This window comes from Streptomyces venezuelae, from assembly GCF_008642375.1.
GTDB classification, from domain to species: Bacteria; Actinomycetota; Actinomycetes; order Streptomycetales; family Streptomycetaceae; genus Streptomyces; species Streptomyces venezuelae_G.
Genome location: NZ_CP029194.1, coordinates 7,316,684 through 7,337,158 on the forward strand (window position 1 = coordinate 7,316,684; position 20,475 = coordinate 7,337,158).

Below are 20,475 nucleotides of genomic sequence, written 5' to 3' on the forward strand. Positions count from 1 at the left end.
TCAGGGGTGCTCGGCACGGATGATCACCAGCTCTTCGTGCTCGTCGCCGTCGCCCGCGATGCCCTGCTGCTGCAGCCAGGCGCGTCGCGCACGCAGTACGGGACCCCAGGGGACGGAGGCCCGCGCCGTTATCTCGGCGGACAGCCCGCCCGCTTCCAGACGGGTGAGAGTGGCCGGTGGACCGCACATCCCGGAGTGCACCATCAGCAGGACGCCACCGGGTCGCAGCAAGGCCGGCGCGCACGCGCAGACGCGGTCGATGACTCTCCGCCCGTCGGGGCCGGCGTCCCAGGCGCGGGCGGCCCCGTGCGGCGGCGGCCGGGATCGTGGTGAGGGTACGTATGGCGGGTTGGCGAGGACGACGTCGAAGCGCCGGCCTCGGGTACGGGTCGCGAAGTCGCCGTGCGTCACTCTCAGTGGCAGTCGCTGACGGAAGGCGTTCAGGGCAGCCGCGATGACAGCGGGCCACGAGACGTCGACGGCTTCGACCCGGGCCCCTGTACGTGCCGCGGACAGCGCGATGACACCCGTTCCGGTGCCGATGTCGAGCACGTCGGTGTCCGCGTCCATCCGTTCGTGCGAGAGAGCCTCCGCGAGGAGCCAGGTGTCGGCCTGCGGGCGGTACACGCCGGGCAGGGCGATGAGCGTCCTGGGAAGCGTGCCGAAGGCCAGAGCCGTACGGGGCACCATGAACCTCCGGATCTCCGAGTTCGCGGGGAGGGGGGCTCCTTCCAGCCGGAACACGGCTCCATTGTGGCGCGGGGCCGCCTCGTCCGCCGCTCGACGCATACGGGCGACCGGGCCTCGGGACGGCGGGCCACGGAGAGAGGCGCCGGAGGAAGAGCTTGTCGGTGGCCTGGCTTCGCTGTCGGCTCGTGCGAACGGGAGAAACCCGCCAAGGTGGTGTATATGGTGCACTTCGGTTACACGATGATGACCGAGCAGGCCGGGCCCCGCGAACTGGTCGCGCACGCGGTGGGCGCCGAGAGGGCCGGCTTCGACTTCTCCGTCATCTCCGACCACACGTTTCCCTGGCTGGAGTCGCAAGGGCACGCGCCGTACGCATGGAGTGTTCTCGGCGCGGCCGCGCAGGCCACGTCCACGTTGCCGCTCATGACCTTCGTGACCTGCCCCACCTTCCGGTACCACCCGGCAGTGATCGCCCAGAAGGCCGCGACCATGCAGATTCTGTCCGGGGGCCGATTTCGGCTCGGCCTCGGCTCGGGCGAGAACCTCAACGAGCACGTCGTCGGCGCCGGCTGGCCCGCGGCCCCGGTGCGCCTGGAGATGCTCGAAGAGGCCGTCGGGATCATTCGTTCCTTGCTGGCAGGGGACACGGTCAGCCACCGCGGCCCTCACTTCCGCGTCGACAACGCCAGACTCTGGGATCTCCCCGAGGATCCCCCGCCGATCGGCATCGCGGTGTCCGGGGAACGCTCCTGCGAAATCGCCGGCCGGTACGGGGACCTGGTGATCGCCACCGAGCCCGGCCGGGAGCTGCTGGAGGCGTTCGACACGCACGGTGGGGCCGGCAAGCCGCGCATCGGCCAGCTGCCCGTCTGCTACGACACCGACCGCGACGTGGCGGTCGCGCGGGCACACGAGCAGTTCCGCTGGTCCCTCGGCGGCTGGCAGGTGAACGCGGAACTTCCCGGTCCCGCCGGCTTCGAACAGGCCGGCACGCACATCCGTCCCGAGGACGTAGCGGACGTCATTCCCTGCGGGGGAGATGTACGCGCGTTCGTTGAGGCGGTACGTCCGTTCCACGACGCGGGGTTCACCGAGATCGCCCTCGTCCAAATCGGCGGCGACCAGCAGGAGCCCTTCCTCCGCTGGGCACAGGCGGAGCTGCTCCCCGCCCTGCGGGAACTGTGAGGAGGGAACCATGGACCGTGCCGTGCTCTTCGATGTCGACGGGACCCTTACCGACACCAACTACCTTCACGTGGTGGCATGGTGGGAGGCCCTGCGCCAGGCCGGCCACCAGGTGCCGATGCAGTCCGTCCACCGGGCGATCGGTCTGCCCGGCAAGGATCTGCTCGACCACCTCCTGGGAGGCGACCGCGACCCGGCGCAGGATGACCGCCTGAGCGCCGCGCACCACACCCTGTACGCCACCTTCTTCGACCGCCTGCCCGCCCTGGCGTCGGCCGCCGACCTGTTGCGTGCGCTTGCCGGCAGCGGCTGGCGGGTCGTCCTCGTCACGTCGGCGAAGGACAGCGAACTCTCGGCCCTGCGCCGAGCCATCGACGCCGACGACGCCATCGCCGAAACCAGCACGTCCGATGACGTCGAGGAAGGCAAACCCGCACCCGAGCCCGTCAAGTACGCCCTTCGACTGGCCGGGGTGCCACCCGAGCGGGCGGTGTTCGTCGGCGACACGGTGTGGGACATGAAGGCGGCCACCCGTGCTCGTGTGACTGCCGTGGGCCTTCTCTGCGGCGGAATCCCGCGGGCCGACCTGGAAGAGGCCGGTGCCGCCGCCGTGTACCGCGATCCCGCCGATCTGCTGGCCCATCTCGCTGGCAGCCCGCTCGCCGCCGTGTCGGCCGGAGCCGGGTGATCCCGTGACGCCCCAGGTTTGCCGGTCGGAATGCCGGTCAGAAGCTATATGTACCGCTTGGTCCTATTTTCAGGGAGTGATCGATCGTGTCGAACAAGGAGAAGGGCAGGGCCAAGGCCGAGCAGGCCAAAGGCAAGCTCAAGGAGACTACGGGCCGTGCGGTGGGCAATGAGCGCATGACCGCCGAGGGCCGTGCCGAGAAGACGAAGGGGAACGCCCGCCAGGCCAAGGAGAAGATCAAGGACGTCTTCAAGGGCTGACCCGCGATGGTGTGAGTCGTGGGCGAGGAGCCGCAGTGGTTGTCGAGCACCATGGAGCGGCGACGAACCGTTCGCCCACGACCGCCTCAGGGGCACCCTGTGAGACGTCCGGTCTTCCCGCTCATGGAGAGGGGTGAACGGCGGTGGCCGAATGAGAAGCGTGGGCGTGGAGGAAGAGCTGCTTCTCGTGCATGCCCGCAGCGGGGAGCCCCTCGCTCTGGCAGGTGCCGTCCTCGCGGCTGCGGACCGGTTCGGAAGGCAGCGGCCGCACGAAGACGGCGCGCCAGCGCACGTCTTCGAGAAGGAACTGCAGAAGGAGCAGGTGGAGTTCGCCACCAGACCCGTGACGGAGATGGGCGAACTCGAGGATGAAATCACCCGGTGTCGCGCCGAGGCCTGTCGGCACGCCGCGTCCGCAGGCGCCCTCGTGGCGGCCCTCGCCACCTCGCCGCTACCCGCCCGGCCCTCGTTGAACGCGGGCAAGCGATATGCGTGGCTGGGCGAGCAGTTCGGCCTGACCGCGCAGGAACAACTCACCTGCGGCTGCCACGTCCACGTCTCGGTCGAGTCGGACGAGGAAGGGGTCGCCGTACTGGACAGGATCCGGCCCTGGCTTTCCGTTCTGACCGCGATGAGCGCGAACTCGCCCTTCTGGCAGGGTGAGGACAGCAAGTACTCGAGTTATCGCAGCCGGGTGTGGAACAGGCTGCCCTCGGCCGGCCCGATGGACGTCTTCGGCTCCGCCGATCGCTACCACGAGCAGGTCCGTGCCATGCTCGACACCGGCGTCCTGCGCGACGAGGGGATGATCTACTTCGACGCCCGGCTGTCGGCCACCTACCCCACGGTGGAAGTCAGAGTGGCCGACGTGTGCCTCGAAGCGTCGACGCCCGTACTCCTCGCCGCCTTGGTGCGCGCGCTCGTCGAGACTGCCGCCAGGTCCTGGTGCGGAGGGGATCCGCCCTCCCGCGTGAGCACGGACCTGCTTCGGTTGGCGGCATGGCAGGCCAGCCGGTCAGGCTTGGACGGCCCCCTCCTCCATCCCGAAACCATGCGAGAGGCGCCGGCGACGGAGGTCGTCCAGGTGCTGTACGCCCATGTCCGAGAGGCCCTGATCGAGAGCGGCGACGACGAACGGGTCCGCGAAGGCATCGCCGGCCTGCTGGAAGGGGGTAACGGGGCTCGCGTCCAGCGCCGGCTCCTGCGCACCCATGGCACTCTCACCTCGGTGGTCACCCAGTGCGCGCGTATCACGAGCGGCTCCCGAGCCTGAGGTGCCGGGACCGACGAAGGAGGCGGGCGAGGAAGGCCCCGGCCACGAAGCCGGCTCCGTAGAAGGCGGCGACAGGCGGCGACATTCCGGCGCCGGAAGTCCGCTTGAAGGCGAGGAGAAGGGTCATGGCAGCGAAACGGACCGTCTACCACGTCGCACCGTCCGGCGAGCGGGCGGCGGCTGCGGGTGTGAAGTGGCAGGTCGAGGGCAGGGAAGGCCGCCGGCTGATGCACGAGCCACACCGCACACAGAAGGACGCGATCGACTCCGCACGCCGGCACGCCAAGGAGCACACCCCCGCACAGGTCATCGTCCATGCCCGCGACGGGCACATCCGAACCGCCTACACCTACGGCGACGCCCCCATGGCATCCCCCGATGAACGCGGCCGCAGGGCAGGGGCGCGCGGGGGCCTCTTCTAGGTCCTGTCCGACGGGTCGGGTGACCCGGAGCCTCCAGTGGGACGGCGGGCCCCGGTCAGAGGCCCTCGTCGCGCTCGCGTGCCCTGTCGCTCTTCCGGCTCCCCTTGCGCCTCACGGGTTCGGGTTGCTTCCCGCGGGACGGCGCGGAGGGCTCTGGGTGCGCGGGGTCCTGATCATGGATCTGGCGTTCTTGCTCTTCGCGGCCCTTGCCGGGTTCCTGGCGCTTGTCCTGCATACCGCCCATGGCGACAACTCCTCCACCGTACGGACGAGAGTATTCCGCCCCTACCAAGCTGGCACCGGGAGCGGCGATTCGCATCTCCGACGACCGAACGCCGGCTCAGGCGTGGCGGGCACCTGCGTGCTCCTGCTCCACGACCTTGGCCAGGCGGGCCAGCATTCCTCGGTGGCGGAGCTGGAGCAGTACTTCGAAGGCGGGGTTGTGGAACGTCCCACCCAGGCCGCGTAGGGGGTGCTCGTCGCAGACGAGGAGGGTCTCTTCGCCCCAAGGGCGGAGCTGAAGGAAGATCCTCGCCGTACCGAGAGCCTTGAACGCCGCTTCCAGTTCCAGCTCCTTGCCGGACTCGCGGTGGCGTACGGTCGTCACTCCCTCGGCCGACCAGGGACCCAAGGGCACGGTGTAGCGGAGCCGGGATCCGACATCGGGCCATGCGTGATCGAGCGGCGTGGATTCGGACGGGCCCACGACCCACTCCGCGTACCGGGTCGGATCGGCGAGTACGGCCCACACCGCGCGCGGGGAACACCGGATCAGCTGGTGACGTACAGCCATGGAAGAAATCCTCCTTGCGCCTTCGTGAAGGCGGGCGACGCGGTTCGCATCATGCGGTGCGACCGCGTCCTGCGAGGATCGGAGCGAACCCCTCCGCCGCCGCGTGCACCGGTTCGCCGAGTGCGTGCTGTCTCCATAGTCATGGTGCGCGCACTCGTATGTCCTCGCATCTCACCCAATCCGGAGCGTACGAGCATCGCCGGACCGGGACGCGCGCAGCGGTCCGATGCCCCGGTTCACCTCGCCGCAACGCGGGGGAGTGCGGGGTGACGAAGGCCGGGACCTCGTCCTCCGACGGCCTCCCAGCTGGTCCAAGGACGCCCGTCGTTGACCAGAGGCGCGGAGCGGAGGACGCCGTCAAGCCGGCGGCCGTCGACGGCGGGACCGGGCGTGACCTCTGGCCGGGCACGGAGGTCGGCGAGGTGTGGGGGCCCCGCGGGCTGGCGGCGCCCCCACACCTTTCCCCGGTCATGCCATGGGGCCCAGGAGCAGGGCCGCCGATCGGCTGTCGATCAAGGTCCTGCGAAATGTGGGCCGGGGCGGCCGGGCGACACGCCGGCGTCGCTGTTCGCGGGTTTCCAGCGCGCAAGAAGGAGTGCCGCGAGCATCGGGACGCAGGTCAGGAGTATGAACGTCATGACGTGGCTGCCATCGTCGGCGCCTGGGCCGGCTGCCGTCCTGCCCTGGCAGCGGCGGCCAGGAGGCGTTGGACGGCCCGGGAGCGGTTCGCGAGCCTGACGCGGCGTCCGTGCCGGGGCCACGACTCGACGATGGCGAGGAGTTCGGAGTCACAGAAGGTGACCTGCGACGTGTCCAGTACGAGGCCGGTGTAACCGTGGTCGGCCGCCGAAGCCAGAAGCGCCCGCAGCGGAGCGGAGCTGCAGTGGTCGATCTCTCCCCTGAGATGGACGACCAGGGTGGTGCCGAGGCTGGTGCAGGAGTCGACGACTATGACGCCGGGCGCGGTGTCCGCGCCCGAGTCGTGCACGAGGGGACCGGCCGGAGGCGCTGGAGTGACGGGCAGTATCGGGGCGGTGCTTGAGGTGCTCACATCTCCATCAACGGCCTTCCCCCGGCGCCAGGGCACGAGACACGCGGCCGTTTCACCCCATGCGACCAGCACCGATCCCCGGTGAGAGGGAAAGATCTCACCCGTACGAGGCAGTGATACGCCTGCGGTGCGGCCGGTGCCCCCGGCAGCACCGCTGCCGGGGTCCGGGCGGACGTTCCCCGGGTGCTACCCGCCCCAGGCCTCGAGTTCGTAGATACGGGCGGCCGGGTCGGTGGTCTGCGTCGGTCGGGTGATCGTCAGGCGGATGTAGCGGGCGGTCAGGCTGACCGGGTGGGTGGTGGTGCCCGCGGTGTTGCCGGTGACGGTGGCGGCGGTCGTCCACGGGTCGCTCGTCGTGTTGCGCACCTGGACGGTGAAGTCGCGGCTGTTCCAGTTCGCGCTCTCACCGCCGGCCTGGGCGTGCTTGACCACGAAGCCGGTCAGGCTACGGGACGAACCGAGGTCCACCTCCAGCCACTTGGCGGTGGTCAGCGTGCACCACTTGTCGCTGTTGCCGCCGGAGACCGAGCCGTTGACGGCCTTGGCCGCCGTCTCGGTGCTGCTGCACTGGCCGGAGGCGGTCGCCGGACGGTTCAGCGCCAGGTTGGTCGAGGTGGTGCCGGACCAGCTCACCGTGATGGTGGCGGGTGCCGAGCGGCCGTACTCGGTGGAGACGGCCTCCACGTCGAGCGTGGTGGAGGCCTCGGTGCCGACCCGGTCGAGCCGGGGGACGAAGTACGCGTCGTTCGGCGTGGCGCCGAGGAAGGTGCGGCTGCCGTCCGGGTTGCGCCGGTACACCTCGTAGTGATGGACCGAGCCGGTGGCCGAGGCGGTCCAGGACAGCCGCAGCGACTTGCGGGTGGAGCTGACGTCGCTGGTGCCCAGCACGGTCGGCCCGGTCGGCGCGGCGGCGCTGTCCACCGTCCCGTCGTAGACGGCGAGTTGGCCGAGTTTCAGGTCGTACGTGGGGGCGGTGCCGGTGGTCCGCAGGCCGATCTGGGCGATGGTGCGTCCGGCGTACGCCGACAGGTCGAAGGTTCGGCGCTCCCAGCCGGCGGTGGTGGTGGAGCCGAGGTCGAGGGTGGTGAAGGTGGTGGGCGAGTCGGTGAAGGAGACGGCGGCCTTCAGGCGGGTCGGCCCGGCGGCCGGGGTCTTCACGACGACGGACAGCCGGGTGTCGGCGGCGACCGGCAGCCGGGTCTGGTAGAGCCGGACGGTGTTCTCCGCGTCGAGGGTGCCGGTGAGGCGCAGCGAGGAGCCGCCCTCGTAGGCGTCGGTGAAGTCGATCGACGGGGTGAGCTCGGAGCCGGTGGAAGCGACCAGCCAGCGATAGGTGGGGGGTACGTCCTGGAGCGAGAGGTTGTTCCAGCCGCCTGAACTCACCCGCACGCCGCCGGAGTTGTGGAAGTCGCCCTGGCCGCTGTTGAAGGAGGTGACGAACGGCTTGGCGGTCACTGGGGAGGATTCGGGGATGTAGTGCGCCAGGCCCTTCCAGCTGGAGCCGGTGGTGGTGTCGGAGGGGTCGCCGTTGGCACCGTCCCAGTACCGGGCCTCGCGGGCGGACGAGTCGGCCCGGGAGCTCGCGGAGGTGTGCGTCCACTCGGGGCGGTACAGGCCGAGCGACGTGACATGTGGCCGGCCGGCCGGGAAGAGCGAGGCCCAGTCGACCGAGGTGTTGTATCCGTTGGCCTCGGTGTCGATGCCGGAGAAGAGTTCGTACGCGTCGCGACCCAGCGAACCGGCCAGATTCCGCGAGGAGCCGAGCCCCGACGCGCTCCAGTCGAAGTTCAGGAACATCGAGTCAGTGGTGCGTTGCGTACCTTCCTGGAGGAAGGCGTCGTTGGCCGAGGTGAGCGCGTTCTGCCAGCTCACCGGGCCGGACTCGGTCATCGCGTCGTACCACATGAACTCGACCGGGCCCAGCGTGCGGGCGTAGCGCATGGTGTTGCGTACTTCGGTCGCCAGGGCCGCGTCCCCGCCGCCGGTCTCCTGGTTGACGAACCATCCGTCGAAGCCGTAGTGCTGGGCGACCTGTGCGAGCTTGTCGGCCACCGGGTAGCGGTTGCCGGACTTCCGGGTGAAGTCCTTCACCCACTGCAGCTGCCCGCCGTACGCGGCGGGCGGGAAGAACACCGTGCCGTAGACCTTGACGCCGTTGCGGTGGGCGGCGTCGATCACGGTGGGGTTGGGCGCGAGGATCAGGCCCTCGCCGGCGGAGCCGCCCCAGAACACCAGGGTGTCCACGTACTGCCAGTGCCCGAAGGCGTAGTGGTTCGGGCTGTCGGAGCCCTGGGAAGGGTTGTCGGAGGTGGGACCGAAGGAGACCAGCGAGACCACCTTGCCCTCGCCGGCCCGGGCGTTGGCGTTGGCCTTGAGCGCCGGGTCCGAGGTGCGCGGCCGGAGGGGGACGCGCGAGCGGTTGAACGGGGCGTCGGGGTCGGTGCTCGGGTCCCAGTCGAGGATGGTGTTCGGGTGCCAGTACGAAGCGTACGGCTGGCTGCCGGTGGCAGCGGCAGCGGTGGGGGTGGTGGCAGCCGTGGCCGGGGCGGCAGCGGTGCTCGGGGCGGGGGAGAGGGCCATGGCGACGGCGGCCACGGCGCTCATGATCAGGGGTAGCAGGCGTCGGTTCATCCGGGGCTCCGGTCCAGCAGGAGGAGTGGGTACTGGCGCTCTGGTGGTACGGATGACGCGAAGCGGCGACGGTCGATGACGCGGTACGGGAGGTCCGCCGCGGCGACCCCGCAGGCTCAGTCCGGGAGGCTAAAGCCCTTTAGTCCGCACGGTCAAGGTTTGATGCTGCCGAAATTGTCAGGCTGATCGAGAAGGGCGTGAAGCCGACTGTGGCGGCTCCTGCGCGGTGCGGCGCTCGCGCCCGGCGGAGCGGACGTGAGGCGTCGAGGTCCTACCGCGGGCGGGCCGTGGACTCGCGGACCGTCAGACGCGGGGTGGGGTTCTGCACATCGCGCGCCGAGGACGGGTCGGCGATCACGGCGAGCAGTTCCCGGGCGACCTGCTCACCGAGGGCGAAGGTGTCGCGGGAGAGCGCGGTGAGTGAGGGGTGGACGATCCGGGCGAGGGCCGAGTCGTCGAAGGAGACGAGCGACAGCTCACCGGGTACCGCGACACCCATCTCGGCGGCCACTCCCAGGCCGGCGACCGCCATCACGTCGCTGTCGTAGATGATCGCGGTGGGCCGGTCGGGCCGGGCCAGCAGCATGCGGGTGGCGGCGGCGCCCTCGGCGTCGCTGAAGTCGGTCGGCAGGGAGACGGCCTCGGTCAGGCCGAGCCGGCGGGCGCTGTCGCGCACCGCGCGGATCCGGCGCTGCGTGTGCTGGAAGGCGGGCAGGCCGGCCAGGTGGGCGATCCGGCGGTGGCCGAGGGCGGCGAGGTAGTCGACGATCGACACCATGGCCTCCCGGTCGTCCGCCCAGACGCTGGGCAGGCTGCCGTGCCGGCCGGGGCCGCCGATGACGAGCGCGGGGATGCCGAGCTCCTCCAGCACGGGGATCCGGGGGTCGCGGACCTGCAGGTCGACGACGACGAAGCCGTCCACGCGGTGCTCGGACGTCCAGCGCCGGTAGACCTCGATCTCGGCGGCGGTGTCCTCGAGCACCAGCAGCTGCAGCGCGGTGCCCGAGGCGGACAGGCCGGCCTGCAGGCCGGAGAGCAACTGTCCGAAGAAGGGCTCCAGGCCGATGGTGCGGGCCGGTCGCGCGAGCACCAGGCCGACGGCTCCCGCCCTGGCTCCGCCGAGGGCGCGCGCCGCACTGTGGGGGCGCCAGTTCATCTTCTCGGCGATGCGCAGGATGCGCTCCCGAGTGGCCTCGCTGACACCCGCCCGGCCGTTGAGTGCGAACGACACGGCGCCCTGGGAGACCCCGGCCTCACGGGCGATGTCGGCGATCGTCGGTCTGGCCATGAAGATCCCCCGCCTGCCTCGTGCTGTGCGCTCTCTTGACAGCGATTGTAGCCAGGTGGATGCTGCGGCAGCACTGAAGCGGTTTAGTAGATCTGCTCGCCAGACAGGGAGACCTCACTGATGCGAAGCACCCACTGGGCACGGTTGGCACTGGCCTCGATCACAGCCGCGACGCTTGCGGGCTGCGGCCTCGGCGACCCGAACGGTTCGGACGGCCCGGCCGCCGCCGCCACCGGTGAGGTGAAGGGCAAGGTGTCGCTCCAGACCTGGGCCCTGAAGCCGAAATTCACCGACTACATGGAAGGCGTCATCGACGCCTTCGAGGCGAAGTACCCCGGAGTCCAGGTCGAGTGGCTCGACCAGCCCGGCGAGGGCTACTCCGACAAGGTCCTCAGCCAGGCCTCCGGCGGCACCCTGCCCGATGTGGTCAACCTCCCGCCGGACTTCGCGCTGCCGCTCGCCAGGCAGAGCATGCTCCTCGACGTCGCCAAGGCCGACCCGAAGCTGGCCGGCGACTACATCGAGGGCGGCATCGACGCCTACCGCTTCGCGGGCAAGGACGGCGCCTACGGCTACCCCTGGTACCTCAACACCGACGTCAACTACTGGAACTCCGAACTGCTCGCCAAGTACGGCCTGGACGCCCGGAAGCCGCCGAACGACCTGGACGAGCTGATCGCCCAGGCCCGGACGGTCAAGGAGAAGTCCGGCGGCGCCACGTACCTGATGAGCCGCAAGCCCGGCCTGGGTGATCTCGCGGACGCCGGGGTGAAGATCATGGCCGACGACGGCAAGAGCTTCACCTTCAACACCCCCGAGGCCGCCGCCGTACTCGACAAGTACCGGAGCGCCTTCAAGGACGGCCTGCTGCCCAAGGACGTTCTCACCGAGACCTACGCAGGAAACGCCAAGCTGTTCAATGCCGGCACGGTCGCGTGGACCACCGGCGGAGGCAACTACATCACCAGCCTCGCCACCGACAACCCCACCCTCGCCCCCAAGGTCGTCCCTTCCGCGGCGATGGGCACCCCGCCGCTCTACGTGCAGGGACTCTCGGTCGCGCGGAACACCAAGAACCCGGCCGCGGCCGTCGCGTTGGCCCGGTGGGTGACCAACGCCGAGAACCAGGCCGCCTTCGCCCGCCTGACCAGCATCTTCCCCTCCACCAAGACCTCCGCCGCAGACCCGTTCTTCCACCAGAGCGACGGCGGCAACGCCGGTGACGCCAAGGTGATCGCGTTCACCTCGCTGGCCAAGGCGCGGATACTCCAGCCCGTCGAGGTCAACGACGCGATGAAGACGGTGGTCAACCAGCAGATCGCACTCGCGATCAGCGGTGAGACCGACTCCAAGCAGGCACTGGACACCGCGGTCAGCCGCTGCAACCAGCTCCTGAAGGGCTGACGCCCCGAAGTCGCGGTGCGGCGGTCTTCAGCCTGGTCCGTCCGACGCGCCGAAGCCGTGGCGCGGCGGCCTTCCGCCCGCGATCCGGCCACCGCGCCGCCCGGCGCGCACCGCCCGCGCTGCCCCCGTCGGCCGTCACCTTCCGGGAAGGCACCTCCATGACCCACCGACGCTGGTTCACCCCCTGGCTGCTCGCCGGGCCTGCCGTGCTCTGGCTGGTGGCCTTCAACCTGTGGCCTGCCGCCAACACGGTGATCCTCTCCTTCACCAACGCCAAGCCGCTCGGCGGCGGGCACTTCACCGGCCTCGACAACTACGAACGCGCGCTCAATGACGAGCAGCTGGCCGACGCGCTGGTCAACAGCATCGTCTACCTGGCCGTCTGCCTGCCGCTTCTCACGCTGCTGCCGCTGCTGCTGGCCCTGCTGGTGGAGCGGAAACTGCCCGGCATCACCTTCTTCCGCACCGCCTTCTACACCCCGGTGGTCGCGTCCGCCGTCGTCGTCGCGCTCATCTGGGGCTGGGTCCTGGACGACCGCGGTCTGCTCAACGGCCTGCTCGGACAGTTCGGCCTGACCGACCGGCCCGTCTCGTTCCTCACCGACCGCTGGCTGCTCCTGTTCAGCGCCATCGCCCTCACGACCTGGAAGGGCCTCGGCTACTACATGGTGATCTACCTGTCGGCGCTGGGAAACGTCGGCCGGGAGCTCCACGAGGCCGCCGCCGTCGACGGCGCCTCCGCCCTCCGGCGTTTCTGGCACGTCACGGTCCCCGGGGTGCGGCCCACCATGCTGCTGGTCTCGGTGCTGATCTCCGTTTCCGCCCTCCGGGTCTTCTCCGAGCTGTACGTGCTCTCCAACGGCACCGGCGGACCCGGCGGCCGGGACATGTCGGTGGTGATGCTCATCCAGATGTACAGCCGCGGCTTCAGCGGGCACATCGGGTACGCCTCCGCGCTCAGCCTGCTGCTCTTCGTGATCACCATCGGGCCGATGCTGCTGCTGGCGCGGCTCGGCAGGAAGGCGGCCTGAGCGATGGCCCGAGGCTTCGGCACCCCGTCGGCCGGCGAGAAGACGGTCCGCTACCTGCTCCTCCTCCTCGTCCTGCTGCTCACCATCGGCCCCTTCCTCTGGCAGCTGTCCACCTCGCTCAAGGGCCCCGGCGAGGACGTCTACTCCCGCACCCCCGGCTTCCTGCCCGACGACCTGACGTTCGCCAACTACGCGAAGGTCGCCGATACCGTCCCGGTCTGGACGTATGCGGCGAACTCGCTGGTGGTGGCGGCGATCGCGGTGGTCGGCAACGCCGTCGGGGCGACCCTCGCCGGATTCGCGCTGGCCCGGCTGCGCTTCCGCGGCGTACGGCTGGTGCTCGGCCTGTTCCTGGCCACACTCGTCCTGCCCGGTGAGGTCACCATCGTCTCCCAGTACGTGACCGTGCGCAGCCTCGGCCTGACCGACACCCTGACCGGCGTCGCCCTCCCCGGTGCGATCGCGATGCTGAACGTGCTGCTGATGCGCACCGCCTTCGCGGCCGTCCCACCGGACCTGGACGCCGCCGCGCTGGTCGACGGGGCGAACGTCTGGCAGCGGCTGGTCCACGTCGGCCTGCCGAACGTGCGCGGCATGCTCAGCGTGGTCGTCATCTTCACCTTCATCGGAGCCTGGGACGACTTCCTGTGGCCGCTGATCGTCCTCAACGACCCCGGCAAGTACACGCTCACCGTCGGCCTGCAGTACCTGAACGGCACGTTCAGTGCCAATCCCCGGGTGATCGCCGCCGGGACCATGATCGCCTTCCTGCCGATCGTCGCCGTGTTCGCCACCCTCCAGCGCTTCTTCTTCCGCGGCGTCGAAGAAGGCGCGGTCAAGGGATGACCGCGCCGGAGAACGCACTCACAAAGGAAAACGCCCGAGCATGACCAACTCATCCCAGGACCGCCCACGAGTCCCGCGCTTCGGCGTCAACTACACCCCGAGCGAGGGCTGGTTCCACCACTGGCTCGACTTCGACCTCGACACGGTCCGCGCCGACCTCGACTCCGTGGCGGCTCTCGGCCTCGACCACCTGCGTGTCTTCCCGCTCTGGCCGCTCTTCCAGCCCAACCGCACCCTGATCCGCCCCCGGGCCGTCGAACAGCTGGTCCAGCTCGCCGACGCCGCCGCCGAGCGCGGTCTGGACGTCGCCGTCGACGGCCTGCAGGGCCACCTCTCCAGCTTCGACTTCCTGCCCTCCTGGACCACCACCTGGCACCGGCGCAGCCTCTTCACCGACCCCGAGGTCCTCGACGGACAGGCCACCTACCTGCGCACCCTCGCCGCCGCACTCTCCGACCGGCCCAACTTCCTCGGCATGACCGTCGGCAACGAGATCAACCAGTTCTCCGGCGAGGCCCACCCCGACCCCGACCCGATCACCCCCGGCCAGGCCGAGGCCTGGCTGCACCGGATGCTCGCCGCCTGCGAGGAGGGAGCCCCCGGCCGACTGCACCTGCACGCCGAGTACGACGCCGCCTGGTACGAGGACGACCACCCCTTCACCCCCGTGCACTGCACCCGGATCGGCGCGGCCACCGCCGTGCACTCCTGGGTCTTCAACGGCACCGCGCAGCGACACGGCCCCACCGCCGTCGCCACGGAGCAGCACGCCGCCTACCTGATCGAGCTCTCCAAGGCCTGGGCCCACGACCCCCGGCGCCCGGTCTGGCTCCAGGAGGTCGGCGCACCCGCCCCGCACATCCCCGCCGAGGGAGCCGGCCGGTTCGCCCGTACGACCGTCGCCGCGGCGCTGGACTGCCCCGACCTCTGGGGTGTCACCTGGTGGTGCTCCCACGACGTCGACCGGTCGCTCGCCGACTTCCCCGAACTCGAGTACAGCCTCGGCCTGTTGACCAACGGCCGGCAGGTCAAGCCGGCCGGCGCGGTCATCGCCTCGCTGGTGGCGGACGTCCGCGCGGGCTGGTCGCCGCCGCCCGTCCGCTCGACCGCGCTGGTCCTCGACCTGCCGGACGAGGCGCCCAAGCGGTCGCTCTGCGCGCCCGGTGGAGCGTACTTCGAGGCGTTCATGCGACTCGCCGCCGACGGAGTCAGGCCGACCGCCGTCCTCGCCCGAGACTCCGAGAACGCGGAACACCTGGCCGCTCGGGGTATCACCGAACTCGTCACCGTCGACAGGACCAGCTGACCAACCGTCACCCATAGGGAGTCACATTCCATGCACGACGACCGCAGCCTCGTCGAGTCCCGCCTCAAGCGCGTCCTGGAGGAGCGCATCCGCCCGGCCGTGTACCCCGAGTCCGTCCCGCTGGCGGTCGCCATCTGGACCGCCCCCGACGAACCCGTACCCGTCGCGGAAGGACTGGCCGCGCCGCGCACCCCGATCGCCGTCGGCACGGAGTGGGGCGCGCCCTGGGGCACCAGCTGGCTGACCGTCTCCGGCACCGTCCCGCCCGAGTGGGCGGGTCGCACCGTCGAGGCGCTGATCGACCTCGGGTTCGACGCCAACATGCCCGGATTCCAGTGTGAAGGCCTGGTCTACCGGCCCGACGGCACACCGGTGAAGGGCCTCAATCCCCGCAACCAGTGGGTACGGATCGCCGGCCCGGCGGTCGGCGGGGAGGAGGTGCTGCTGCACGTCGAGGCCGCGTCCAACCCCGTCGTCCTGGACTACCACCCCTTCCTGCCGACCGAGCTGGGCGAGAAGGAGACGGCCGGCGACAAGCCGCAGTACCGGCTGGAACGGATGGACCTGGCCGTCTTCGACGAGACGGTGTGGCAGCTCGTCATCGACCTCGAGGTGCTCGGTGAGCTGATGGCGGAGCTTCCGGTCGAGGGCGCGCGCCGGTGGGAGATCCTGCGTGCCGTCGAGCGAGCCCTCGACGCGCTCGACCTGCAGGACGTCAACGGGACCGCGGCGAAGGCCCGTACGGAGCTGGTCGGCGTACTCGCCACGCCGGCCGAGCCGTCCGCGCACCTCATCAGCGCCGTCGGTCACGCCCACATCGACTCGGCCTGGCTCTGGCCGCTCCGCGAGACCGTCCGCAAGGTCGCCCGCACCACCGCCAACATGACCGCCCTGCTGGAGGACGAACCCGAGTTCATCTACACGATGTCCCAGGCGCAGCAGTACGCCTGGATCAAGGAGCACCGGCCGGAGGTGTACGCGCGGGTCAAGAAGGCGGTCGCCGAGGGCCGCTTCGTCCCGGCCGGCGGCATGTGGGTGGAGTCCGACACCAACATGCCCTCCTCCGAGGCGATGGCCCGTCAGTTCGTCCACGGCAAGCGGTTCTTCCTGGACGAGTTCGGCGTCGAGAACGAGGAGGCCTGGCTGCCGGACACCTTCGGCTTCGCCGGCGGCCTGCCGCAGATCATCAAGGCGGCCGGCTCCAAGTGGCTGCTGACCCAGAAGATCTCGTGGAGCCAGATCAACACCTTCCCGCACCACACCTTCCTCTGGGAGGGCATCGACGGCACCCGGATCTTCACCCACTTCCCGCCCGTCGACACGTACAACTGCTCCATGCGCGGCAAGGAGATCGCCCACGCCGCACGGAACTTCAAGGACAAGGGCCGCGCCAGGCACTCGATCGCCCCGACCGGATGGGGCGACGGGGGCGGCGGGACGACCCGCGAGATGGTCGCCAAGGCCGCGCGGCTGCGTGACCTGGAGGGCTCGGCACGGGTGAGGTGGGAGCGACCCGCCGACTTCTTCGCGAAGGCCGAGGCCGAGTACCCCGAACCGCCGGTGTGGGTGGGCGAGCTGTACCTCGAACTCCACCGGGCCACCCTCACCAGTCAGGCGAGGACCAAGCAGGGCAACCGGGCGAGCGAGAACCTGCTGCGGGAGGCCGAACTATGGTCCGCCACCGCGGCCGTTCGCGTCGGAACGCCTTACCCGTACCAGGAGTTGGACCGGATCTGGAAGACCGTGCTGCTGCACCAGTTCCACGACATCCTGCCCGGTTCCTCGATCGCCTGGGTCCACCGGGAGGCGGAACGCACGTACGCCGCCGCGGCCGAGGAGCTGAACGGCATCGTCGACCGGGCACAGCGGGCCCTGGCAGGCACCGGGGAGGGCACCGTCGCCTTCAACGCCGCTCCGCACGCACGGGGCGGGGTCCCGGCCGGTGGCGCGACGCCGGTGACCGGACCAGGTTCCGGCTGTACGGTGACCGGCCGGCCGGAAGGCGGGTACGTGCTCGACAACGGGCTGCTGCGGGTCGCCGTGGACGCGCGAGGGCTGGCGGTGTCGGTGCTCGATCTGCGCTCCGGGCGGGAGACCCTCGCCCCCGGCGCGGCCGCCAACCTGCTGCAGATCCACCCCGACTTCCCCAACATGTGGGACGCCTGGGACGTCGACTCCTTCTACCGCAACACCGTCACCGATCTGACGGACGCCGACGCGGTCGAGATCGCGACCGACACCCCGCACCTCGTGACCGTACGGGTCACCCGCTCCTTCGGCTCCTCCCGCGCCGTCCAGACGCTCACCCTCGCCGCCGGGGAAGCACGGCTCGACCTCGCCACCGAGGTCGACTGGCACGAGACCGAGAAGTTCCTGAAGGCCTCCTACCCGCTCGACCTGCGGACCGACAGCTACGCCTCCGAGACCCAGTTCGGCCACCTCAACCGCCCCACCCACACCAACACCAGCTGGGAGGCCGCCAAGTTCGAAGCCTGCAACCACCGCTTCGTCCACCTGGAGGAACCCGGCTGGGGCGTCGCCCTGGTCACCGCCTCCACATACGGCCACGACGTCACGCGTGCCGTGCGCCCCGAGGACGGCGGCACCACGACCACCGTCCGGGTCTCCCTCCTGCGCGCCCCCCGCTTTCCCGACCCGCACACCGACCAAGGGCTGCACCGCTTTCGGCACGCACTCGTCCCCGGAGCCGACATCGGCGACGCCGTACGGGAGGGCTACCGCATCAACCTGCCCGAGCGACGGGTCACCGGCACCGCGGACGTCGCCCCGCTCGTCACGCTCGACAACGACGCTGTGGTGGTCAGCGCGGTGAAGCTCGCGGACGACGAGAGCGGCGACGTGGTGGTGCGACTGTACGAAGCCCGGGGCGGCCGTGCCCGTACCCGCCTCACGCCGGCGTTCGAGCACGGGCCGGTCCGCACATGCGACCTGCTCGAACGGCCGGTCGGCGACGTCGAGCCGACGGACGGCCGCGTCGAACTCCACCTGCGGCCCTTCCAGCTGCTCACCCTCCGCTTCACCCGCGCCTGATGGGTCGCCCTGACCACTAGGCACACGTCGTACCCGAGGCAACGGGTGGCACGGCGACGTGCCACCCGTTCACTCGGCCACGTAGGTGCGGTACATCCACTCGAACACCAGGAGGCCCCGTCCGTCGTGGTGCGCGTGGGTGGAGCCGTTGGCCCTGTAGTGCTCGTAGCGGTTCCCGAGGAAGAGTTTGAACGTGTCCTCGGTGTTCTCGACGTAGCGAACCCTCTCCTGGTCGGGAACGGCCCGGCCACCCTGCAGGATCACGTTGGGTCGGTTGCTCATGAAGATCCTTCCTCCATCTCGAATCGGTCGGACGCGTGCGTCAGAAGGCGTCGGTCGGGGCGTAGGTGCCCCAGACCTCGCGCAGGGCGTTGCATGACTTCGCCGACGGTGGCCCGGGCCCTGAGGGCGTCCTTCATCGGGTGGAGGACGTTGTCCGTGCCTTCCGCCGCCTTCTTCGGCTCGACGACGGCCGGCCCGTGTACATCGACGGATACACACCACGCGTGAACGGATACGCACCCGGCTCGCCCAACTTCCCGGCCGGATCCCAGCCCTCCAGAGCATCTGGCCCGTAGACCGGCTCGATCGGCAGCCCCGACTCCGACTCGCGCGCCATGTGCTGTGCCTCCCTTGCCCGACAGGTCCACAGGAGCCGAAGCCCACGGTTACGAGCATCGACGGGCGGGCTAACACGGTGCTCCCGGCGATCTAATCGCGGGCTTTCGGCACGGCGTCTCGCCGCTGCAACGGACGCGGGCGCCCGCAGGGGAGATTCCCCGGCAGACGCCCGCCGTCGTGCTTCTCGGCCCGCCGGTGCCCGACCGGCGTTCAGCCGGTGCTCACACGGTGCTGAGCCCGCGCCGAGCCTGTGCCGAAGCGGTCCTGGTGGCCCCCGCGATGCCGGCGGCCTGGTCCGCCGCGCGGAAGCCGGCCTCGATCGCGCCTTCCACGAAGCCCACCCAGCCGCTGGCGATGTCACTGGTGGCGAACGCGATCCTGCCGTGCGGTCGCTGGATCGCCGGCAGCTGGGCCAGCAACTGGCCCGGGCGGCGCAGCGCCCAGCCGCCGAGCGAATAGCGCTCCGCGCCCCAGTCCTGTGCCCGGTAGTCGATGAGCCGGGCTTCCGGGAGGACGGTCCTCAGCGCGGCCTCGATCTCCGCCCGGTTGGAGACGTTGATCGCGGGCTTGCTGTTGAGGGCCATCAGGAGCTGGCCCTCCGGGGTCTCGCTGTGCGAGAGCACGGTCATGAAGGGGTCGCCCTCGGCGCCGCTGACGACCTTCGCCTCAGTCATGCCGCGCACGTGGAGCCAGAGCTTGCGGCTGTTCGCCACGCCCACGCCCTGCTGCGTGGCGGTGCTGTGCACCGAGGGCAGACCGGGGTTGAACGTGATGGTCTTCCATACGTTCACCGGTACCGCCACCACGACGGTACGCGCGGTGAAGGCCTGGCCCGCCGTGGTCACGACCCTGACCGACGTACCCGTGTCGGTGATCGACGCGACCGGGGCGTTCAGCCGGATCTCCGCCCTGGCGTCGGCGAGGATCGCCCGGATGACGCTGCTCATGCCCGTGGAGACGCGCTTGCTCTGTGCGCGGTACCACGTGTCCGTGCTCCAGCCCGCGAGGGACCACCACTGGGCCAGGGCCGTGTACGAGCCGTAGGTGCTCGATCCGCCGGACTGGCCGGCCGTGATGCCGTTGATCCAGCTCTCGTCGGCGGCGCTGAGGTTCAGCTGGTCGAGCCGGTTGCGCAGCGACAGCCCGTCGACCTCACGGACCAGATCGCGTCGGGCGAGGGGGTTGTAGGGGTCCGGGAAGAAGGTCTTCGACCCCTCGAAGAGCTTCTCCAGGAGCGCACCCTGCCGGGTCTGCAGCTCGGCGAGGGAGAAGGGCGCGGGGCCGTCCGGGGTCGGCATGACCGCGTGCGCGGGGAGCAGCCCGTGCGCGGTGGCGATGCCGTAGCGGTTGAGCTCGGCGGTGATGAGCGGCTGGGACTCGTCGACGAACTGACCGCCCATCTCCACGGGCTGGTTGACGAACGTGTCCGTCCAGGTGCGGCCGCCGACCCGGCCGCGGGCCTCAAGCAGCAGCGGGTTGAGGCCCTTGGCCCTCAGCTCCCGCGCGGCTATCGCCCCCGCGAAGCCGAGGCCCACGACGATGGCGTCGTAGCAGCCACGGGCTTCGGCGGCAGAGGCATCGGCGGCATGGGCGACGGTGCTGCCGAAGGGAGCGGGGATCGCGCCGATCGCGGCGGCAGCGGTGGTGAGCCCGCCCACCTTGAGCAGGCGCCGACGGGTGAAGCCGTCGGCCCGACGTATGCCAGGCTGGTTGTCTGTACTCACTGGGTTGTCCTCAGGTTTCCTGTGATCGCTCGTACATGGAACGTGGAAGGGCGATGTGAGGAATCGACGGCTGCCCGCGCGGGACCGTGAGCGCAGGACGCCGCTCCGCCGTTCGAGACATGGCGGAGCGGGGCCGTGCGGCCACGGACCGGCGGATGCAGCCCGCGTTCGCGAGGCAGGGCGATCGGAATGATGCCAACTCAGTGCGGAT

General features: G+C 70.4%; 17 protein-coding genes and 1 pseudogene. 10 read left to right on the forward strand and 8 right to left on the reverse strand.

The window, feature by feature from the left end:
• A complete protein-coding gene (locus tag DEJ46_RS33480; RefSeq protein ID WP_150274990.1) occupies window positions 1–690 on the reverse strand; it encodes a HemK2/MTQ2 family protein methyltransferase in 690 nt (229 codons plus the stop codon).
• Window positions 691–909: 219 nt separating this feature from the next.
• Here DEJ46_RS33480 and DEJ46_RS33485 point away from each other — a divergent pair, with 219 nt between their 5' ends.
• The 5 genes from DEJ46_RS33485 to DEJ46_RS33505 all read left to right on the forward strand — a co-directional run bounded on the left by DEJ46_RS33485 (window position 910) and on the right by DEJ46_RS33505 (window position 4,518).
• A complete protein-coding gene (locus DEJ46_RS33485; RefSeq protein WP_150272372.1) occupies window positions 910–1,875 on the forward strand; it encodes an LLM class F420-dependent oxidoreductase in 966 nt (321 codons plus the stop codon).
• 10 nt (window positions 1,876–1,885) lie between these two features.
• Window positions 1,886–2,563, forward strand: coding sequence for an HAD family hydrolase (locus DEJ46_RS33490; RefSeq protein ID WP_150272373.1), 678 nt, complete (start codon window positions 1,886–1,888; stop codon window positions 2,561–2,563).
• Between the two features lie 86 nt (window positions 2,564–2,649).
• Entirely contained in the window at window positions 2,650–2,823 is a 174-nt protein-coding gene (locus tag DEJ46_RS33495; protein WP_150272374.1) for a CsbD family protein, read from the forward strand.
• Between the two features lie 151 nt (window positions 2,824–2,974).
• Window positions 2,975–4,096: a glutamate--cysteine ligase gene (locus tag DEJ46_RS33500; RefSeq protein ID WP_150272375.1), complete on the forward strand. Its 1,122-nt coding sequence runs from the start codon at window positions 2,975–2,977 to the stop codon at window positions 4,094–4,096.
• Between the two features lie 125 nt (window positions 4,097–4,221).
• Window positions 4,222–4,518: a DUF2188 domain-containing protein gene (locus DEJ46_RS33505; RefSeq protein ID WP_141298334.1), complete on the forward strand. Its 297-nt coding sequence runs from the start codon at window positions 4,222–4,224 to the stop codon at window positions 4,516–4,518.
• Window positions 4,519–4,858: 340 nt separating this feature from the next.
• On the opposite strand, the gene DEJ46_RS33515 is transcribed toward DEJ46_RS33505, so the two are convergent.
• From DEJ46_RS33515 to DEJ46_RS33530, 4 genes are all read right to left on the reverse strand, one after another.
• A complete protein-coding gene (locus DEJ46_RS33515; RefSeq protein ID WP_150272378.1) occupies window positions 4,859–5,311 on the reverse strand; it encodes an SRPBCC family protein in 453 nt (150 codons plus the stop codon).
• Between the two features lie 634 nt (window positions 5,312–5,945).
• On the reverse strand, window positions 5,946–6,362 hold the full coding sequence (locus tag DEJ46_RS33520) for an STAS domain-containing protein (protein WP_190623023.1): 417 nt from the start codon (window positions 6,360–6,362) through the stop codon (window positions 5,946–5,948).
• Between the two features lie 186 nt (window positions 6,363–6,548).
• Window positions 6,549–8,993 carry an endo-beta-N-acetylglucosaminidase gene (locus DEJ46_RS33525; RefSeq protein ID WP_150272382.1) on the reverse strand — a complete coding sequence of 815 codons (2,445 nt, stop codon included), beginning with the start codon at window positions 8,991–8,993 and terminating at the stop codon, window positions 6,549–6,551.
• A 271-nt stretch (window positions 8,994–9,264) separates the two neighbouring features.
• Window positions 9,265–10,281: a LacI family DNA-binding transcriptional regulator gene (locus DEJ46_RS33530; RefSeq protein WP_150272384.1), complete on the reverse strand. Its 1,017-nt coding sequence runs from the start codon at window positions 10,279–10,281 to the stop codon at window positions 9,265–9,267.
• Window positions 10,282–10,401: 120 nt separating this feature from the next.
• On the opposite strand from DEJ46_RS33530, the gene DEJ46_RS33535 reads away from it, so the two are divergent.
• From DEJ46_RS33535 to DEJ46_RS33555, 5 genes are all read left to right on the forward strand, one after another.
• Window positions 10,402–11,685 (forward strand): ABC transporter substrate-binding protein, encoded by a 1,284-nt coding sequence (locus tag DEJ46_RS33535; RefSeq protein ID WP_150272385.1) that lies wholly within the window; start codon window positions 10,402–10,404, stop codon window positions 11,683–11,685.
• Window positions 11,686–11,843: 158 nt separating this feature from the next.
• The gene (locus DEJ46_RS33540; protein WP_150272387.1) at window positions 11,844–12,716 is read left to right on the forward strand and encodes a carbohydrate ABC transporter permease; all 873 of its coding nucleotides are present in this window, start codon (window positions 11,844–11,846) and stop codon (window positions 12,714–12,716) included.
• Between the two features lie 3 nt (window positions 12,717–12,719).
• Window positions 12,720–13,562 (forward strand): carbohydrate ABC transporter permease, encoded by an 843-nt coding sequence (locus tag DEJ46_RS33545; RefSeq protein ID WP_150272389.1) that lies wholly within the window; start codon window positions 12,720–12,722, stop codon window positions 13,560–13,562.
• 40 nt (window positions 13,563–13,602) lie between these two features.
• Window positions 13,603–14,868 (forward strand): glycoside hydrolase 5 family protein, encoded by a 1,266-nt coding sequence (locus tag DEJ46_RS33550; protein ID WP_150272391.1) that lies wholly within the window; start codon window positions 13,603–13,605, stop codon window positions 14,866–14,868.
• 30 nt (window positions 14,869–14,898) lie between these two features.
• A complete protein-coding gene (locus DEJ46_RS33555; protein ID WP_150272393.1) occupies window positions 14,899–17,919 on the forward strand; it encodes an alpha-mannosidase in 3,021 nt (1,006 codons plus the stop codon).
• A 69-nt stretch (window positions 17,920–17,988) separates the two neighbouring features.
• Here DEJ46_RS33555 and DEJ46_RS33560 read toward each other — a convergent pair whose 3' ends face one another.
• The 3 genes and pseudogenes from DEJ46_RS33560 to DEJ46_RS33570 form a co-directional block, all read right to left on the reverse strand.
• Window positions 17,989–18,201: a DUF5988 family protein gene (locus tag DEJ46_RS33560; protein WP_150272395.1), complete on the reverse strand. Its 213-nt coding sequence runs from the start codon at window positions 18,199–18,201 to the stop codon at window positions 17,989–17,991.
• 172 nt (window positions 18,202–18,373) lie between these two features.
• Window positions 18,374–18,538, reverse strand: a pseudogene (locus DEJ46_RS33565) (methylmalonyl-CoA mutase family protein); the annotation flags it as partial.
• 223 nt (window positions 18,539–18,761) lie between these two features.
• The gene (locus DEJ46_RS33570; RefSeq protein ID WP_223835309.1) at window positions 18,762–20,264 is read right to left on the reverse strand and encodes a flavin monoamine oxidase family protein; all 1,503 of its coding nucleotides are present in this window, start codon (window positions 20,262–20,264) and stop codon (window positions 18,762–18,764) included.
• Window positions 20,265–20,475: the final 211 nt, after the last annotated feature.